Below are 16,302 nucleotides of genomic sequence, written 5' to 3'. Positions count from 1 at the left end.
TGAATGCAGCTTGTCGGCGCCAGCTGCAGAGCTTCAATGGCAGTCGCGGCGGGCGACTTCCAGCAGTTTCTCAACCTCTGCCGGGTGCCTTCTGCAATTATTCCAGTGCCAAATGCCGATCAGCACCATGCTAGCGGCAACCAGCAGACCGAAGACCGTGATCGCACCGAAGGCAGTCAATCCCATTTTGGTGGACAGGCTGTAGAAACCACCCATGGCCAGAATGGCCAGTTGCTCGTTGAAGTTCTGCACCGCAATCGAGCGACCCGCGCCCATGAGATTGTGGCCGCGATGCTGCAGCAGCGCATTCATGGGCACGACCAGAAAACCGCCCAGACCGCCCAGCAGAATGAGGAAGGGCACGGCCACCCAGAGATTGTCGATGAAGATCATGCAGACCACGAGCAGGCCCATGAGCACGCCCAGGGGGATCACACGCGTGGCGTTGTCCAGGCGCATGCGCATGGATGCCAGCACCGCACCGACGGCCGTACCTATTGCCACCACCCCCACCAGAGCCGAGGCCTGGGTGGTGCTGTAACCCAGGGCAGCGGCCCCCCAGGCCAGCACGATATAGCGCAAATTGCCCGACGCCCCCCAGAACAGCGTGGTGGTGGACAGAGAAATCTGGCCCAGCTTGTCGGCCCACAGGCGCTTGCTGCACTGCCAGAAGTCAGGCAGCAGGCCCAGCAGATTGGCAAGCAGGCTCTTGTTCGGGTCTTCGCGCAGCGGGCGCATGGCCACGCCCGTCAGCGGAATGTGCAGATTGAACCAGGCCGCAATGACGTAGATCAGGATCAGCAGGGCAATCGCGGCCTCGGCAGGGGTGTCCACGCCGGTATTGAAATACGGGAAGTCAAAGCCCAGCAGATGCTGGGAAATGGTCGGCCCCACCAGCTGGCCGCCCACCAGCACGCCCAGAATGATGGAGGTGATGGTCAGCCCCTCAATCCAGCCATTGGCCTTGACCAGTTGGGAGGCCGGCAGCAGCTCGGTCAGGATGCCGTACTTGGCCGGCGAATAGGCGGCCGCGCCCAGCCCGATGACGGCGTAGGCGATCAAGGGATGGTGGCCGAAGAGCATCATCAGACAACCGATCACCTTGATGGCATTGCTGATGAACATGACCTTGCCCTTGGGCAAGGCGTCCGCAAAGGCTCCGACAAAGGGGGCCAGGACCACATAGAACAGGGCGAACATGGGCACCAGGGCAGCACGTTGCCACTCGGGGGCACCATTGGCACGCAACAGCTCTACAGCGGTCACAAACAAGGCGTTGTCTGCCAGCGAGCTGAAAAACTGCGCTGACATGATGGTGTAGAAACCGCGCTTCATGAATTAGCTGTAACTGGCACCGGACGGACCGATGCCAAGGAAATATTAGACCCCATGGCAAGTGACTGGCGGTTATATCACGCAGGCTCCGGCTGACAGTGCCAGAATCCCACTGGTCTGATTGAGAAAAACCATGCCTCGTCCCATTACTGCCACCATCCATCCCGAAGCCGTTCGCCACAATCTGGAGCGGGTACGGCAAGCCGTCCCTGATGCCAAATTGTGGTCCGTGATCAAAGCCAACGCTTATGGCCACGGTATCGAGAACGTGTTTGAAGGGTTGCGAGCGACGGACGGTTTTGCCATGCTGGACCTCGATGAGGCCCAGCGCGTGCGCAATCTGGGCTGGCGCGGCCCCATCCTGCTGCTCGAAGGCGTGTTCGAGCTGCGCGACCTGGAAATCTGCTCGCGCCTCGGTATCTGGCATGCCGTGCACTGCGACGAGCAGATCGACTGGCTGGCCGCCCACAAGACCCAGGTCGGCCACCGAGTTTTCCTCAAGATGAACAGCGGCATGAACCGGCTGGGCTTTACACCCGAGCGTTTTCGTGCGGCTTATGCGCGACTGAACGCGTTGCCCCAGGTCGACGAGATCTCGTTCATGACCCACTTCAGCGATGCCGATGTGGACCATGGCATGGATCACCAGCTCAGGGTCTTTCACGAAACCACGCTGGACCTGCCCGGCGAGCGCAGCGTCAGCAACAGCGCAGCCACCTTGCTGCACGGTGATGAAAACAATGTGCGCTGCGACTGGGTGCGCCCCGGCATCGTGCTCTACGGCAGCTCGCCAGACTTTCCCACCCATGATGCGGCTCATTGGGGTCTTGAGCCAACCATGACGCTGTCGTCAAAAATCATCGGCACACAGGAGCTGCATGCCGGCGACACCGTGGGCTACGGCTCGCGCTTTCAGTGCGACGGACCGCTGCGCCTGGGCGTGGTGGCCTGCGGCTATGCGGACGGCTACCCGCGCGTCTGCCCCACGGGTACGCCCGTGCTGGTCGACGGTGTGCGCACCCGCACGCTGGGCCGCGTCAGCATGGACATGATGGCCGTGGATCTGACCCCCGTTCCCAAGGCCAGACTGGGCAGCGAGGTCACGCTCTGGGGTCGCGCCAGCAATGGCGCCGTGCTGCCCATCGACGAGGTAGCCGCTGCTGCCGGCACACTGGGCTACGAGCTGATGTGTGCCGTGGCTCCCCGCGTGCCCAAGCAGGTGGAGGGTGCGGGCAGGTAGACCGGCCTGCTCCCGACGCGATCCAGGCAGGCAGGACAGCGCATCAGAGTCCGAAATGCGGCGCCGAACCTGCGACGACTTCGGCCACAGCGCTCAAGCACCGGCAGCTAAACAGCGTGGCGACTTGGTGCACTGTCCAGGCACAGGCTGGCGACTCTGGCAACGATGTCGTCAATCTGTGCCTCGTCGCAGATCAGCGGAGGCAACAGCCGGATCGTGCGTTCACGGGTCACGGTAATCAGCAATCGCTGTTCGACCAGCGCGCGGCCGACCAGCTCCTGGCAGTTCCGGTTCAACTCGATCCCAGCCATCAGCCCCAGACCTCGGATGGCCTGCACACCCGGGTGTCCTCCCAGAGCCAGCCGCAGCCCGGCCAGCAGGCGCTCGCCAAGCAGGGCTGCCCGCTGCGCAATACCGTCTCTTTCCATGATGTCGAGCACGGCGCAGGCAACGCGGCATGCCAGCGGATTGCCACCGAAGGTGGAGCCGTGCTGGCCGGCAGAGAACAGGTTCGCAGCGGTGCCACGCGCCAGACAGGCGCCAATGGGAACACCGTTGCCCAATGCTTTGGCGAGGGTCATCACATCGGGCGCGATACCGGCGTGCCGGTGCGCGAACCAGGCCCCTGTGCGGCCCAGGCCGGTCTGTATCTCGTCGAGCATCAGCAGCCAGCCCTGGCTGTCGCAGAGCTCGCGCAGGGCGCGCAGGTAGCCGGGACTGGCGACACGGATGCCGCCTTCGCCCTGCACGGGCTCGACCAGCACGGCGACGATACCGGGTACTTCCTGAGCCGCTCGGCGCACCGCATCAATGTCGTCATAGGGCACGCGCACAAAGCCGGGCATCTGCGGCTCGAAGCCCTGTTGCTTGGCCGCGTTGCCCGTGGCGGCGAGCGTCGCCAGCGTGCGGCCATGAAAAGCGTTCTCCATCACAAGAATTTGCGGCTGAGCCACCTGCTTGCGATGCCCGTGCAAGCGGGCGAGCTTGAGAGCCGTCTCATTGGCCTCGGCACCCGAATTGCAGAAGAACACCTTTTCCATGCCGGCGAGCACGCATAAGCGCTCGCCAAGCTGCTCTTGCCAGTCGATACGGAACACGTTGGAGGTGTGCAGCAGCGTCGCGGCTTGCTCGGCCATGACGGCGGCGATCTCCGGGTGGGCATGACCCAGGCTGGTGACAGCCACGCCGGCGATGGCGTCCAGGTATTCCACCCCCTGCTCGTCCCAGAGGCGGGCACCGCGACCGCGCACAAAAGAAACAGGCTGGCGGGCGTATGCCCTCATCAGATGGGAATCGGTTTGCAGCATGCAATGCTCCGGTGGGATGTAAAAGAAAACTGACGGGCATCAATCAGCTCAAGAGAACTCTGCAGCGCGCCAATACCCGGTTTCAGCGGCAAAAAGCGCGCATTACGTTTGCCTGGCATGGCACAGCGCCCGCAGGACTTGGCGGCAGATTGGCCGGCTTGCTACGGCCGCAACGCACCGCGCGGGCACAAGCCACCTGCGATTGCGCCGATGCCATGTCAATCGGTAACGGATTCCGGCGTCTGCGGATCAGAGCGCGTTGGCCAGTAATAGCTATCGGGTAACGGACGCGCGCCGAAGATGGCCTGTCCCACGCGCACCACGGTAGCGCCCTCCTCGATGGCAATCTCGAAATCCCCGGACATCCCCATCGACAGAGCATCCAGCTCGATGCCCGCAGGTACGCCTTGCCGCAACTGATCACGCAGCTCGCGCAGGAGGATGAAGCACCGGCGCACCCGTTCGGTCTCGGCGGAAAACAGGGCCAGAGTCATCAGACCACGCACGCGCAACGCGGAAAACACCGGCAGCTGCCGGATGAAACCCGGCACATCCTCAGGACTCAAGCCATATTTGCTGGCCTCACCCGAGGTATTGACCTGAACGAACACGTCCAGCGACCGCCCTTCAGCCTGCAGGCGCCTGTCCAGCGCCTCGGCCACACGCAGGCTGTCCAGTGCCTGGAACTCGCTGGCAAAGCGAGCCACCAGCCTGGCCTTGTTGGTCTGCAGGTGGCCGATGACCGACCAGCGCAGGTCGGCCAGGTCCTGCATGGACTCCCATTTTCCAAACGCTTCCTGTACCTTGTTCTCGCCCAACAGGCGGCAGCCCGCTGCATAGGCCAGACGCAGGCTGGCTTGCGGCTTGGTCTTGCTGACGGGCAGCAAGCGCACGCTGGCTGGATCACGCCCCACGCGCTGGCAGGCAGCTGCAATGCGCTCCTGAACGGTGGCGAGGTTGCGGCGGAAGTCCTCTACCGTGCCGGCCTCGGGGTACAGGCCATGTTGATCGTGACGGGTCGGGGTTTCTGAAGTCATGGGCATCACCTCATCCTTGTTTCATGGCGGCTATCGCGCCCGGCTGTGCACTCCACGGCATCCGGCCGTTGAGGACCGCATAGGCGAGCAGCCCTATGACCAGGCCCCAGAAGGCGCCGCCAATGCCCAGCAGCGTGATGTTGGCGGCGGCGGCCAGGAAGGTGATCAGCGCGGCCTCGCGCACCTTGGCATCCGCCAGGGCCGTGGCCAGGCTGGCGCCGATGGTTCCCAGCAGGGCGAGGCCCGCCAGCGTGGTGATGAAGGTGGCGGGAAAGGCCATGAAGACCGCTGCCAGCGTCACTCCGAACACGCCGACCAGGATGTAGCACACGCCAGCAGCAACGCCGGCAATCCAGCGCCGGGAAGGATCTTCGTGCGCCTCCCGGCCCGTGGCGATGGCGGCCGTGATCGCGGCGATGTTGAACGCGTGCGAACCAAACGGAGCCATCAACAGCGAGCCCAGACCCGTGATCGTGACGATGGGATTGGCGCTGGTCTTGAAGCCATCGTTGCGCAGCACCAGCATGCCGGGCATGTACTGGCCGGTCAGCGTGATGAGAAACAGCGGCAGCGCGACGCTGAGCAGGGCATTGGGCGAGAACTCCGGCCTGGTGAACACCGGGGCGGCAAGCTGCAACTTCAGCCCTGACAGGTCGACCCGATTCTGCGACAGCAAAAAGGCCAGCCCCAGCACCAGGATGCCGACGACGGCATAGCGTGCCGAAATCCGTTTGAGCACCACATAGGTCGCGATCAGCAGGCCTGCCAGCATGGGATCGACGCTCATGCCACCAAACGCCTTGATGCCGAATTGCAGCAGGATGCCCGCGAGCAGTCCGGCTGCAATGCCGGCAGGGATCAGCCGGATGACGCGTTCGAAATATCCCGACAGCCCCAGCACCACGAAAGCCAGCGCCGAGACCAGGTAGGCCCCCACTGCTTCGGCGTAGGGCGTGCTCGCCAGGGCAGTCACAAGAAAGGCCGCTGCAGGCGTGGACCAAGCCGTGATGACGGGCTCGCGCGTCACCCAGCTCAGCAGCAGACCTGTCACCCCTACGCCAATCGAAATCGACCATACCCAGGAGGCCGTCAGCTCCGGGCCGAGGCCCGCCACCTTGGCGGCCTGGAACACAAGGATGAAGGTACCGCCGTAGTTGACGATGACCGAGATCAGGCCTGCCACGACGGGATGTGTGAGATCGTTCCAGCGAAGAGAGGAAGGCGAGTGGGTGGTTGACATGGTCTTGCAAGGGCTCCCGGAAAAGTGACTGACCCCATGGGGTAGCAGATTTATAGAATCAAAATGGCCTGATACTGCCAGCCACTTTTTTGCAGGAATACAGACCATTTGTTCAAGCACGCCCAACTCGAATCTGTCAAAGCCTGGATCGGCGACCCCGCTCATGGCGCCTTGCCGCTGCATGCCCGCATCCAGCGGGCCATACGGCACCTGATCCTCGATGGCGCGCTGGACGTGGGCCGGCGCCTGCCGGCATCGCGAGCCCTGGCCCAATCGTTGGGTGTCTCGCGCGATACGGTGGAGGCCGCCTATGGCCAGTTGCATGCCGAAGGCTTTATCGAACGACGCACGGGCAGCGGCAGCTTTGTGTCCGAGCAGGTGCAGCGCCTTCCGGGGCGCGGCCTGATGCAAAGTCCTTTGGCGCGCGCTCCCGCCCTGCGTTTGAGCCAACGCGGCGCAGCCATGTTCGCGGGCGGTGGCCTGCGTGATTTCCTCGCGCCACGCGCTTTTGCGCCCGGTGTGCCTGAGACACGCAACTTCCCGCTTCAGACCTGGGAGCGGTTGCAGCGGCAGGTGCTCAAGGAGCACGGCACCCAGGCTCTGCTGCACAGTCCGCCACAGGGCACCAAGGCTTTGCGCCAGGCCATTGCCGCCTATGTGAACCTGGAGCGCGGCGCGCGCGCCACACCTGAACGCGTGCTGGTGCTGACCAGTTCGCAACAGGCTCTGACCCTGTGCGCCAACGTACTGCTCGATGCCGGTGATCGCATCTTCATCGAAGACCCGGTGTATCACGGCGCACGCAAAGCCTTCGATGCGGCGGGGCTGGAATGTGTGCCCGTGCCGCTGGATGCCGATGGCATGCAGGTGGATCTATTGCAGACCATGCCGTGCGCCAAGGCGGTGTTCCTGACGCCATCCCACCAATTCCCGACGGGCACCACGCTGGCTCTGGATCGCCGGCTGGCCGCCATAGCCTGGGCGCAGCAGGAGCAGGCGTGGATCATCGAAGATGACTACGACAGCGAATTTCACTACGCCGGCAAGCCCACGGCCTGCGTGCAAGGGCTGGATCAGCACGAGCGCACGATCTATGTCGGCACATTCACCAAGTCGATGTTCCCTGGGCTACGCATAGGCTATATGGTGCTGCCGGCTTCGCTGGTTGCCCCCATGACGGTGGCGCGGACCTTGCTGGATGGACACAGCGCACCCATTGCGCAATTGACGCTGGCACGGTTCATCGAAGGCGGGCACCTGGGAGCGCATGTGCGTACCATGCGCGCCGTCTATGCCGAGCGGCGTGACGTGCTGGCGCGGCTGGTGTGCGAGCACCTGGAGGATTTTCTGGAGCCGCGGGTGCCTGCGGGCGGCATGCAGATGCCGTGTACCTTGATTCGCGACATTTCCGAGAGCGCCGCGGTGGATTGCGCTCGCAGAGCAGGCATCGACCTGCTCGGGCTGACGCAGTTGCATGCATCGAGCCAGCGCAAGGCGGGCTTCCTCATGGGATTTGCCGCTCACACACCGCATGAACTGGAGGTCGCTGCCAGAAAGCTGGCGCAGGTGCTGCAGGCGCTATGCCACTGACAGCGACCGACGCGGCAGCGCAAAACAGCCACCCGCCAGGCCTCAGCCGGCAAGCTCCTGCAACGCTGCCAGCAGTTGCTTCACATCGGCCTCGGTATGCAGCGCCGACAAGGCGATACGCAGCCGAGCCGTGCCCACGGGCACGGTGGGAGGACGGATCGCCGGCACCCACAGGCCATGGCGGCGCAGCCCCTCCATAAGGCTCAGCGCAGCGTCATTTCCGCCCACCACCAGTGCCTGCACGGCCGTGTCCGATGGCAAAAGCCGCCAGCCCTTGCCCTGCAACAAAGGCTGCAGCCCCGCACGCAGCTGTGCAATACGGGCCTGCAGCTGCTCGCGCAAGGCGTTCTGCTCCTCAATCAGCTGCAGACTGGTTTGCAATGCGCGCGCCAACATCGCAGGGGCAGCAGTCGCAAAGGTGTAGCTGCGCGTTTTTTGCAGCAGCCATTCGATCAGCAACGCATGTCCAGCAACAAAGGCCCCCGACACGCCGGCCGCCTTGCTCAGCGTGGCCATGTAAAGCACACGCGGCGAGGCCTTGGCCCCTGTCAGCCCCGCAGCCGCCAGGCTGCCACGGCCTTGCGGGCCGAGTACGCCAAAACCGTGGGCATCGTCCAGCAGCAGCAGCGCGTCGTAGCGCTCGCACAGGGCCAGCAGCCCCGCAATATCTGCCACATTGCCGTCCATGCTGAAGACGGCATCGCTCACCACCAGCTTGCGCTGCGCAGTGCAAGCCGCCAGCAGTCGCTCCAATGCGGCCAGGTCGCCATGTTCGAAACGGTGGATCTGGGCACGCGACAGGCGACAGCCGTCGATCAGGCTGGCGTGGTTCAGAGCGTCAGAGAAAATGGCGTCGCCCGCCCCCACCAGCGCCGGAATGATGCTGGCGTTGGTAGCAAACCCGGCATAGAAGTAAAGCGCACGGGGCAATTGCACAAAGCGGGCCAGCTCCTCCTCCAGCGCGGCATTGGCCGCACTATGGCCGTTGACCATTGGAGAGCCGCCCGCGCCCACACCGAAATCCCGCGCGCCGGCGCAGGCAGCCTCGACCAGGGCTGGGTGCTGTGCCAGCCCCAGATAGTCGTTGCTGCAGAACTGCAGCATGGGCTGCCCGTCGACCAGGATGCGCGCGCCTTGCAGGGGCGCCACGGTACGACGGGTACGGCGCAGCGCGGCCGCGTCGAGTGCTGCCAGCTGCCGTGGAATATCCTGCAGCCAGAAATTGGAAGATGCCGTCATTGCCATTCCTTGGGCAAAGAGAAACTGGTCAGGCGAGGATCGGGAGTGGCCTGCCACGGAATATCGGCCAGCAGCGGCGCGCCAAGCCTTCCCAGCTGGTTGCGCAGCCAGTCCATGTTTTCCTCGGGCACCAGCATCTGCGGCTCCACACGGCTGGCCACCCAGCCTGCCAGCGGCAAGCCGGCGGTGCGAATCGCCTCTGCGGTCAGCACCGCGTGGTTCAGACAGCCGAGCTTGACTCCGACCACCAGCACCACCGGCAGCTGCAGCGCCACGGCCAGATCGGCAATGCACAGACTCTCGGACAGCGGCACGCGCCAGCCACCCGCCCCCTCGACCACCACGGCATCAGCCTGGGCGGCCAATTGCCGGTAGGCGTCGAGAATCGGCGCCAGCGTCACCTCCACGCCCGCGCGCCGGGCAGCGATGTGCGGCGACATGGGGTCGGGCAGCAGCACAGGATTGTCCAGCGCTGGCCGAACGGCCAGCGTGGAGGCCGCGCGCAAGGCCACCGTGTCCTCGTTGACCCAGCCGCCCTGCCCGTCGGGATCGGCCCCGGCAGCTACGGCCTTCATGCCCACCACGCGCGGATGATGGCCTGCCAGTGCATGCAGCAGCGCACAGCTGGCCAGGGTCTTGCCCACACCGGTATCGGTGCCCGTGACGAAACAGCCGATCATGCTTTTCCCTTCTGCGCGCAAAGCTGCGCTTCCTGCTGCAAAGTGGTGTTCAGCGCGGCCAGCGCGGCCTGACCCAGGTGGGCGATGTCGGCATCGTCGAGCACATAGGGCGGCATGCAGTACAGCGTGCGCCCAATGGGGCGCAGCAGCAGACCGAGATCCAGCGCCGCCTGGTGGTAGCGCTGTGCAAAGTCCGGCAAGGCGGTATCGATGTCCCAGGCCCAGATCATTCCCTGCTGGCGCGCGTTGCTGACGCGGGGGTGAACATTCAGCCCGGCGAATGCAGCACTGATTTTCAGGGCCAGCTGCCGATTGGCGGCCAGCTGGTCCAGCTGCTCGAACAGCTCCAGCGTGGCCACGGCAGCGCGGCAGGCCAGCGGGTTTCCGGTATAGGAATGCGAGTGCAGAAAGCCGCGGGCGGCATCGTCGTCGTAAAAAGCGGCATAGACCTCATCAGTCGTCAGCACGGCAGACAAGGGCAGAGTGCCGCCGGTCAAACCCTTGGACAGACAGATGAAGTCCGGCCTGATGCCGGCCTGCTGGTGGGCAAACAGACTGCCGGTACGGCCAAAGCCCACGGCGATCTCGTCCACCACCAGATGCACCGAATAACGGTCGCACAGCGCCCGTGCCAGACGCAGATATTCGACATCGTGCATGGCCATGCCGGCGGCGCACTGCACCAGCGGCTCCAGAATCAGGGCAGCAGTCTCCTGGTGATGGGCTTGCAACCAGGACTCCAGGCCCTGTGCTGCGCGGCGCGCCACATCGGCAGCGGTTTCGCCAGGCCGGGCCTGACGGGCATCGGGGCTGGGCACCGTGGCCGACAGACGCACCAGAGGGCCATAGGCATCGCGAAACAGCGCAATATCGGTGACCGACAGCGCGCCTACGGTCTCGCCGTGGTAGCCGCCGGCCAGGCCCACGAAGCGGTGCTTGGCAGAATGCCCCTGGTTGCGCCAGTAATGGGCACTCATCTTCAGCGCGATCTCGGTGGCCGAAGCGCCGTCGCTGCCGTAGAACGCATGGCCCAGGCCGGTCAGGCCGGCCAGGCGCTCGGACAGCTCGACCACGGGGGCATGGGTGAAGCCGGCCAGCATCACATGATCGAGCTTCTGCAACTGCTCGGTCAGCGCCGCCCGGATATGCGGATGCGAGTGACCGAACAGATTGACCCACCAGGAACTGATGCCGTCGAGATAACGGCGACCCTCGGTGTCCACCAGCCAGGGCCCGGCGGCGTGGTCGATGGCAATCGGCGGCGCGGCTTCGTGCCGCTTCATCTGGGTACAAGGGTGCCAGACATGGCGCACGCTGCGGCTGGCAAGACTGTGTTCCATCAAAAACTCCTGAGGCGAATCACCCGCCTTGTCAAAACGCAGGCGCAGCGCGGCCTGGCCTGCACCGGAGGCAGGGCCATGCAATTTGCAATGAGAAAGCCCCGGTGCGATGGCCGGGGAAGAATCAGGGATCAGCTCGCGGCCGATGCCCCCAGGCCCTTGAGGCCCAGCTTGCGCATCAAGGTGATATCGGCCTCCACATCGGGATTGCCGGTCACCAGCAGCTTGTCGCCGTAGAAGATGGAATTGGCTCCCGCCATGAAGCACAGGGTCTGCACGGCCTCGCCCAGTTGCTGGCGGCCCGCCGACAGGCGCACGCGGGCCTTGGGCATGGTGATCCGCGCCACGGCGATCACACGAACGAAGTCCAGCGGATCCACCGGCTCGCTGTCGGCCAGCGGCGTGCCGGGCACGGGCACCAGGCTGTTGATGGGTACGGACTCGGGATAGGGCTCCATGTTCGCGAGCTGGGCAATCAGGCCGGCACGGTGGACCTCGGTCTCGCCCATGCCGATGATGCCGCCGCAGCACACGCTGATGCCTGCATCGCGCACGGCCGCCAGCGTGTCCAGCCTATCCTGGTACTGGCGCGTGCTGACCACATCCTTGTAGTACTCGGGCGCGGTGTCGAGGTTGTGGTTGTAGTAGTCGAGACCCGCATCGCGCAGCGATGCCGCCTGGTGCGGCTGCAACATGCCCAGCGTGGCACAGGTCTGCATGCCCAGCCCCTTCACGGCACCGATCAGCTCGTTCATCTTCTCGATATCGCGGTCCTTGGGCGCGCGCCAGGCAGCCCCCATGCAAAAGCGGGTGGCTCCGGCATCCTGGGCCGCCTTGGCGGCGCGGGTGACTTCCTCCACGCTCATCAGCTTCTCGGCCTTCACGCCCGTATCGAACTCGGCTGACTGCGGGCAGTAGCCGCAGTTCTCGGGGCAGCCGCCGGTCTTGACGGACAGCAGGGTCGCCAGTTCGATCTCGCCCGCAGGCCAGTTCTCGCGATGCACGCTCTGGGCACGGTGCAACAAGTCAAGAAAAGGCAGGTCCAGCAAGGACTGCACTGCCTCCACAGGCCAGCGCTGGGCTTGAGCGGCCGCGACGGGCTTGGCCGGCGCATGCCAGTGCATGGTCTGGCTGCCGCAGGCGGCTTGCTGTGCGTCGGCGGCGCGCACTGGGTTGTCTTGCTCGGGCACGGAATAGGACATCGCGGTCTCTCCTCAATCGGGGGAATGCCGCGCATTTTGGGCAAAAAAATCAAGGATTTACAGAGCCCACATGCAAATAGTTCGCCTCCAAACAGTTGCAGCAAGAAGCGCTATTTTTGAGCGCAATTTCAATGCATTTGACGGATTTTCAGCGCGCATTCGAAACAGCCCACCATAACTTCCGTCAACTGCCGCCCTTGTGCGCTCAATTCAGCGCAATGCCCCAGATTCAGACCTTGGATTTCAACGAGAAAGAGCGTAGATATCGGCAAAAAACACGGTTTTTGGCGATTTTTACCCGGACAAGGCCTGAATAAGGGTCAAAAACGGTGCTCTGCCACCCGTGCAAAGGCGGACAAACACCCCAAACTGGCGGATTTAATTCCCTCAACTCTTGTTGGACATTCGCACCGGGCGCAAAAAAGCCGCAGCAAGGCTGCGGCTGGAGGGCGGGAGGCTGGGGTTCAGAAAGCGTGCGCCATGCCCACGCCGAACGAAGTCCCCGAGTCCGCACCGTACTCGTAGCTCTTGCGCCCCAGGCTGGCATAGAGCGTGGTGCGCTTGGACAGCGCATAGTCGGCGCCCAGGGAGTAGAAATGATTGGTCTGCTCCTGCATGCGCTGGCGGCCATAGCCGGCCTTCAGGGTGGTCTGCCCCATCTGGTAGGTGGCACCCAGCGTCAGGGCCTTGGCCGAGAGTGCCGTCTGGGCCACGCGCGAATAGTCCCAGGCGGCCATCACGGAGGCTGCGCCAAAGCGGTATTTGCCAGCCACGAAAGTGTCTTTGTCACCGCTGCCGTTGCGCTCGAAGGCCAGCATACCGCTCAGGCTGTCAGAGTCGTAGTTGAGAGAGGCCGAATAGCCACGCCCCTCACGGCGCAAGGTCAGCGGCACCTCGGTGCGCTCCGGCGAGGTGCTCAGATGCAGGGTGAAGCCGGCCGCCGTGGGCGAGTCATAGAAGATGCCATTGGCCATGCGCCCATACTCGGCTGTGCCGTTGTTGCTGTAGCGATCGGTAGGCGTGAGGTAGTGCCACTGATACCAGGCCGGCGAGGAAATGCGGTTGAAATTGGCCCAGGGGTCGAACTTCCAGTCCTGCGACCACATGGCCGACAGGGCGCGCCCCAGGCGCAGGTGGCCAAAGCCGCCCTGCAAGCCCACCGTGGACTCGTCATGCCAGAACGGCTTGCTGCCCTGATCCTCCAGACGCCCGGTATCGATATCGAAACGTGCGCTCAGACGGAAGGTGGCCTTGAGGCCTCCGCCCAGGTCTTCCCAGCCTGCAATGGCCAGATTGCTGCGCTGGATCGTGCCGGCCTGGGCCGTGCCATCAAAGCCGCGATAGATGCCGCCGTCGATCAGACCGCCAATGCTGACGCTGGACGACTGGGCCGCCGCAGGCAGCGCGGCAGACAAAAGAGTGAAACATGTGGAACAAGCAATGCCAGTACGCAAGCGCATGCCGGTGGTTCTCCTTGAATTGTGAAGTCACTGCCCCCGCAGCCAGCCCTTGGCACAGCAGAAGACAGAGAAGGTCGAAGACCTGTGAGATGAGGCGATGACAGGCAGTCAGGCACTGCCTGATGCACTGAAGACAGCCGGAACATGGCTGGCAGCGGGGCTGCCAATTCCGACCCGAGAAGCCTGCTCAAAAAGCAGGCAACGAAACGCATTATGAAAGTGGGGACTTGGCAGAGTCCAGCCCAGCGTCAGCTTGGTTCAGCCGCTGCGCGCTACGCCGGATGCAGCCCAGATGCGGTTCATCTCGCTGCAGAACGGCTGGGCGCAGGGGGCCAGGCCCTGGTACTGACAGCCTTCGGTCATGCACAAATGCGAACGGTGCTCGCTATTGCGGCGCGGCACAGGCAGGGCATTGGCAGCCTGGGCCGCCGCCATCATCAGCCAGGGATCGGCCTTGTTCTGCAGCAGTTGCTGCACTTCCTGCGCCAGCGCCGGTGCGGGCAGGGCCAGGGGCAAACCGGCCATCTGCGCCGGCGTCGTCTGAGCGGCGCTCGCCGTGACGGGCTGCAGCTCCAGCCACAGCAATGCGCTGGTGGCAAGTGTGGTAGTTGCAGCCGACGACTGCGGCTGCACCACCAGGGCCAGAGGGCCGCTGCTCAAGACACCCGGATCCGCCATGGGCAGGCGCAGGGCCGTCACCGTTCCCTGGGCTGTCGGGATGCTTGCCGCGCCCACAGCCTGCGCCCAGGCGGCGGGGACCTGCAATGTCAGGGAAAAGCTGCGCTCGCCTTGCGGCGTTACCAGCGTGCCTTGCTGCACCAGCCAGTTCTGCAGCTGGGGCAGACGCGGTGCGGCAACGCCACCAGCAGCGGTTGCAGCCATGCCCTGCTGTGCCTGCTCCAGCGCCACGGCCGCCGTGGGCGACAGGGCCGTCGCCGTCTGCAAGGCCGAGCTGGGCGGCTGCGCCCCAGACGCCGCGGCCTGCGCCAAGGCCTGCATCAGCGCAACCGATCCTTGCTGGCCGGCCAGCAGCTGCAAGGGCTGGGCCTGTCCCTGCAGGCTGACCTGAACCTGCGCGAGCAGGCTTTGCACAAACTGCTGCACGGCCGCTGGCAGGCCCTGGCTAGGCCAGCTTGCCGCAGGTGCACCGGGCTGGGCCTGCACCTGCAGTGCCAGCTGCGCAATCAGATGCTCAAAGGCCTGGAGCTTGAGGTTCTGCAAGGTTTGCGGCGACCACTGCACGACGCTGGTCGCCGGGGGCGCAGTTTGAGCGACAGGCGGTTGCTGCGCTGCGGGAAGACCTGAGACAGCGGCCGCCACCACATTGCCGACCTGCACAGCCGCCTGACCCGTGGGCACGGACACGGGCAGTACGGGAGCAACGGGTTGCAGTGGTGCAGTCATGCGATCGTCGGTGCTGGGGCAGCAAAGCCGGAATCAGGCCATTGTGCCCGTGCCCTGCGGACAAGCATCGAAAAAAGAGCTGTCAGCGCTTGTGGCTCAAGCATCAGGGATGCCCGGATCGCGCCAGGGGCGAACCATTCCGGGCGGAATCAGGCTTCGGCCGGGTAGAACAGCTTGCGCGTGGTCGTGGCCTGCACGGCCTTGGCAATGGCACCGATATGGTCGGGCGTGGTGCCGCAGCAGCCGCCCACGATATTGACCAGGCCTTCGGCCGCGAACTCGTGTACCAGACGGCTGGTGATCTCGGGCGTTTCGTCAAAGCCGGTGTCGCTCATGGGGTTGGGCAGGCCGGCATTGGGGTAGCAGCTGATGAAGGTGTCGGGAGCCGCCTTGGCCAGCTCCTGCACATAGGGACGCATCAGCGTGGCGCCCAGGGCGCAGTTCAGACCCACGGACAGCGGGTTGCTATGGCGCACGCTGTGCCAGAAGGCCGTCACGGTCTGTCCGCTCAGAATGCGACCCGAGGCATCGGTCACCGTGCCGCTGATCATGATGGGCAGGCGCTCGCCGGTCTGCTCGAAGGCTTCGTCCACGGCAAACAGCGCGGCCTTGGCGTTGAGGGTGTCGAAGATGGTCTCGACCAGGATCACGTCGGCACCGCCTTCGATCAGCGCCAGCGTCTGCTCCAGATAGGCCTGGCGCAGCTGCTCGAAGGTGATGTTGCGCGCGGCAGGGTCGTTCACATCGGGGCTGATGGAGGCTGTCTTGGGCGTGGGGCCCAGGGCGCCGGCCACATAGCGCTTGTGATCGGGCGTGCTGTACTTGTCGCAGGCCGCACGCGCCAGCTGGGCGCTCTTGAGGTTCATCTCATAGGCCAGATCGGCCATGTGGTAGTCCTCCTGCGCAATCGTGGTCGCACCAAAGGTATTGGTCTCGATCAGATCGGCGCCGGCAGCCAGGTATTTCTCATGGATGTCGCGAATCACGTCGGGACGGGTCAGCGACAGCAGCTCGTTGTTGCCCTTGACGTCATGGGCAAAGTCCTTGAAGCGCTCGCCCGCAGCATCGGCACCGGCATAGCCCTCGCCGCGATACTGAGCCTCGCCCAGCTTGAAACGCTGAATCATGGTGCCCATCGCGCCGTCAAGAATGACGAGGCGCTTGGCAAGCGTTGCGGGCAGCTCCTGGGCTCGGGTGTAGGCGGGGGTGGGGTGCGACTGGCTCATAG

The 16,302-nt window shown here is 64.5% G+C and carries 13 protein-coding genes; 2 read left to right on the top strand and 11 right to left on the bottom strand.

What is annotated here, in order from left to right; translation table 11 throughout:
* Positions 1-33: 33 nt before the first annotated feature.
* A complete protein-coding gene (gene lplT, locus CTR2_RS00890) occupies positions 34-1,335 on the bottom strand; it encodes a lysophospholipid transporter LplT (RefSeq protein ID WP_087085456.1) in 1,302 nt (433 codons plus the stop codon).
* Between the two features lie 133 nt (positions 1,336-1,468).
* Here lplT and alr point away from each other — a divergent pair, with 133 nt between their 5' ends.
* On the top strand, positions 1,469-2,575 hold the full coding sequence (gene alr / locus CTR2_RS00885) for an alanine racemase (protein ID WP_087085457.1): 1,107 nt from the start codon (positions 1,469-1,471) through the stop codon (positions 2,573-2,575).
* A gap of 107 nt (positions 2,576-2,682) precedes the next feature.
* On the opposite strand, the gene CTR2_RS00880 is transcribed toward alr, so the two are convergent.
* From CTR2_RS00880 to CTR2_RS00870, 3 genes are all read right to left on the bottom strand, one after another.
* Positions 2,683-3,882 (bottom strand): aspartate aminotransferase family protein, encoded by a 1,200-nt coding sequence (locus CTR2_RS00880; protein ID WP_087085458.1) that lies wholly within the window; start codon positions 3,880-3,882, stop codon positions 2,683-2,685.
* A 218-nt stretch (positions 3,883-4,100) separates the two neighbouring features.
* Positions 4,101-4,925 carry a YggS family pyridoxal phosphate-dependent enzyme gene (locus CTR2_RS00875; RefSeq protein ID WP_087085770.1) on the bottom strand — a complete coding sequence of 275 codons (825 nt, stop codon included), beginning with the start codon at positions 4,923-4,925 and terminating at the stop codon, positions 4,101-4,103.
* Between the two features lie 4 nt (positions 4,926-4,929).
* A complete protein-coding gene (locus tag CTR2_RS00870; protein ID WP_087085459.1) occupies positions 4,930-6,159 on the bottom strand; it encodes a benzoate/H(+) symporter BenE family transporter in 1,230 nt (409 codons plus the stop codon).
* Between the two features lie 108 nt (positions 6,160-6,267).
* Between CTR2_RS00870 and pdxR the strand changes: the two genes are divergently transcribed.
* On the top strand, positions 6,268-7,749 hold the full coding sequence (pdxR, locus tag CTR2_RS00865) for a MocR-like pyridoxine biosynthesis transcription factor PdxR (protein ID WP_087085460.1): 1,482 nt from the start codon (positions 6,268-6,270) through the stop codon (positions 7,747-7,749).
* Between the two features lie 42 nt (positions 7,750-7,791).
* On the opposite strand, the gene bioF is transcribed toward pdxR, so the two are convergent.
* From bioF to CTR2_RS00830, 7 genes are all read right to left on the bottom strand, one after another.
* Positions 7,792-8,988, bottom strand: coding sequence for an 8-amino-7-oxononanoate synthase (gene bioF, locus CTR2_RS00860; RefSeq protein ID WP_087085461.1), 1,197 nt, complete (start codon positions 8,986-8,988; stop codon positions 7,792-7,794).
* The gene (gene bioD, locus CTR2_RS00855; protein ID WP_087085462.1) at positions 8,985-9,668 is read right to left on the bottom strand and encodes a dethiobiotin synthase; all 684 of its coding nucleotides are present in this window, start codon (positions 9,666-9,668) and stop codon (positions 8,985-8,987) included. Before bioD ends, bioF begins: the two co-directional genes overlap by 4 nt.
* Positions 9,665-11,008 carry an adenosylmethionine--8-amino-7-oxononanoate transaminase gene (bioA, locus tag CTR2_RS00850; protein ID WP_087085771.1) on the bottom strand — a complete coding sequence of 448 codons (1,344 nt, stop codon included), beginning with the start codon at positions 11,006-11,008 and terminating at the stop codon, positions 9,665-9,667. Before bioA ends, bioD begins: the two co-directional genes overlap by 4 nt.
* A 131-nt stretch (positions 11,009-11,139) precedes the next feature.
* Positions 11,140-12,132, bottom strand: coding sequence for a biotin synthase BioB (gene bioB, locus CTR2_RS00845; protein WP_254913495.1), 993 nt, complete (start codon positions 12,130-12,132; stop codon positions 11,140-11,142).
* 542 nt (positions 12,133-12,674) lie between these two features.
* Entirely contained in the window at positions 12,675-13,670 is a 996-nt protein-coding gene (locus CTR2_RS00840) for a porin (RefSeq protein ID WP_087085465.1), read from the bottom strand.
* Between the two features lie 258 nt (positions 13,671-13,928).
* The gene (locus CTR2_RS00835) at positions 13,929-15,074 is read right to left on the bottom strand and encodes a Fe-S oxidoreductase (protein WP_087085466.1); all 1,146 of its coding nucleotides are present in this window, start codon (positions 15,072-15,074) and stop codon (positions 13,929-13,931) included.
* A 149-nt stretch (positions 15,075-15,223) separates the two neighbouring features.
* Positions 15,224-16,300 carry a homocysteine S-methyltransferase family protein gene (locus CTR2_RS00830; protein ID WP_087085467.1) on the bottom strand — a complete coding sequence of 359 codons (1,077 nt, stop codon included), beginning with the start codon at positions 16,298-16,300 and terminating at the stop codon, positions 15,224-15,226.
* Between the last annotated feature and the right edge of the window lie 2 nt (positions 16,301-16,302).

The sequence above is a fragment of the Comamonas thiooxydans genome (assembly GCF_002157685.2).
In the GTDB taxonomy this organism is placed as follows: Bacteria; Pseudomonadota; Gammaproteobacteria; order Burkholderiales; family Burkholderiaceae_C; genus Comamonas; species Comamonas testosteroni_H.
The sequence above is the reverse complement of the archived record's forward strand: the minus strand, read 5'-3'. Positions and strand labels throughout refer to the sequence as shown.

What these genes read in the sequence shown, in the direction of transcription:
- lplT (WP_087085456.1), bottom strand. Translation starts at nt 1,335, where the DNA reads ATGAAGCGCGGTTTCTACACCATCATGTCAGCGCAGTTTTTCAGCTCG.
- alr (WP_087085457.1), top strand. Translation starts at nt 1,469, where the DNA reads ATGCCTCGTCCCATTACTGCCACCATCCATCCCGAAGCCGTTCGCCAC.
- CTR2_RS00880 (WP_087085458.1), bottom strand. Translation starts at nt 3,882, where the DNA reads ATGCTGCAAACCGATTCCCATCTGATGAGGGCATACGCCCGCCAGCCT.
- CTR2_RS00875 (WP_087085770.1), bottom strand. Translation starts at nt 4,925, where the DNA reads ATGCCCATGACTTCAGAAACCCCGACCCGTCACGATCAACATGGCCTG.
- CTR2_RS00870 (WP_087085459.1), bottom strand. Translation starts at nt 6,159, where the DNA reads ATGTCAACCACCCACTCGCCTTCCTCTCTTCGCTGGAACGATCTCACA.
- bioF (WP_087085461.1), bottom strand. Translation starts at nt 8,988, where the DNA reads ATGACGGCATCTTCCAATTTCTGGCTGCAGGATATTCCACGGCAGCTG.
- bioD (WP_087085462.1), bottom strand. Translation starts at nt 9,668, where the DNA reads ATGATCGGCTGTTTCGTCACGGGCACCGATACCGGTGTGGGCAAGACC.
- bioA (WP_087085771.1), bottom strand. Translation starts at nt 11,008, where the DNA reads ATGGAACACAGTCTTGCCAGCCGCAGCGTGCGCCATGTCTGGCACCCT.
- bioB (WP_254913495.1), bottom strand. Translation starts at nt 12,132, where the DNA reads ATGCACTGGCATGCGCCGGCCAAGCCCGTCGCGGCCGCTCAAGCCCAG.
- CTR2_RS00840 (WP_087085465.1), bottom strand. Translation starts at nt 13,670, where the DNA reads ATGCGCTTGCGTACTGGCATTGCTTGTTCCACATGTTTCACTCTTTTG.
- CTR2_RS00835 (WP_087085466.1), bottom strand. Translation starts at nt 15,074, where the DNA reads ATGACTGCACCACTGCAACCCGTTGCTCCCGTACTGCCCGTGTCCGTG.
- CTR2_RS00830 (WP_087085467.1), bottom strand. Translation starts at nt 16,300, where the DNA reads ATGAGCCAGTCGCACCCCACCCCCGCCTACACCCGAGCCCAGGAGCTG.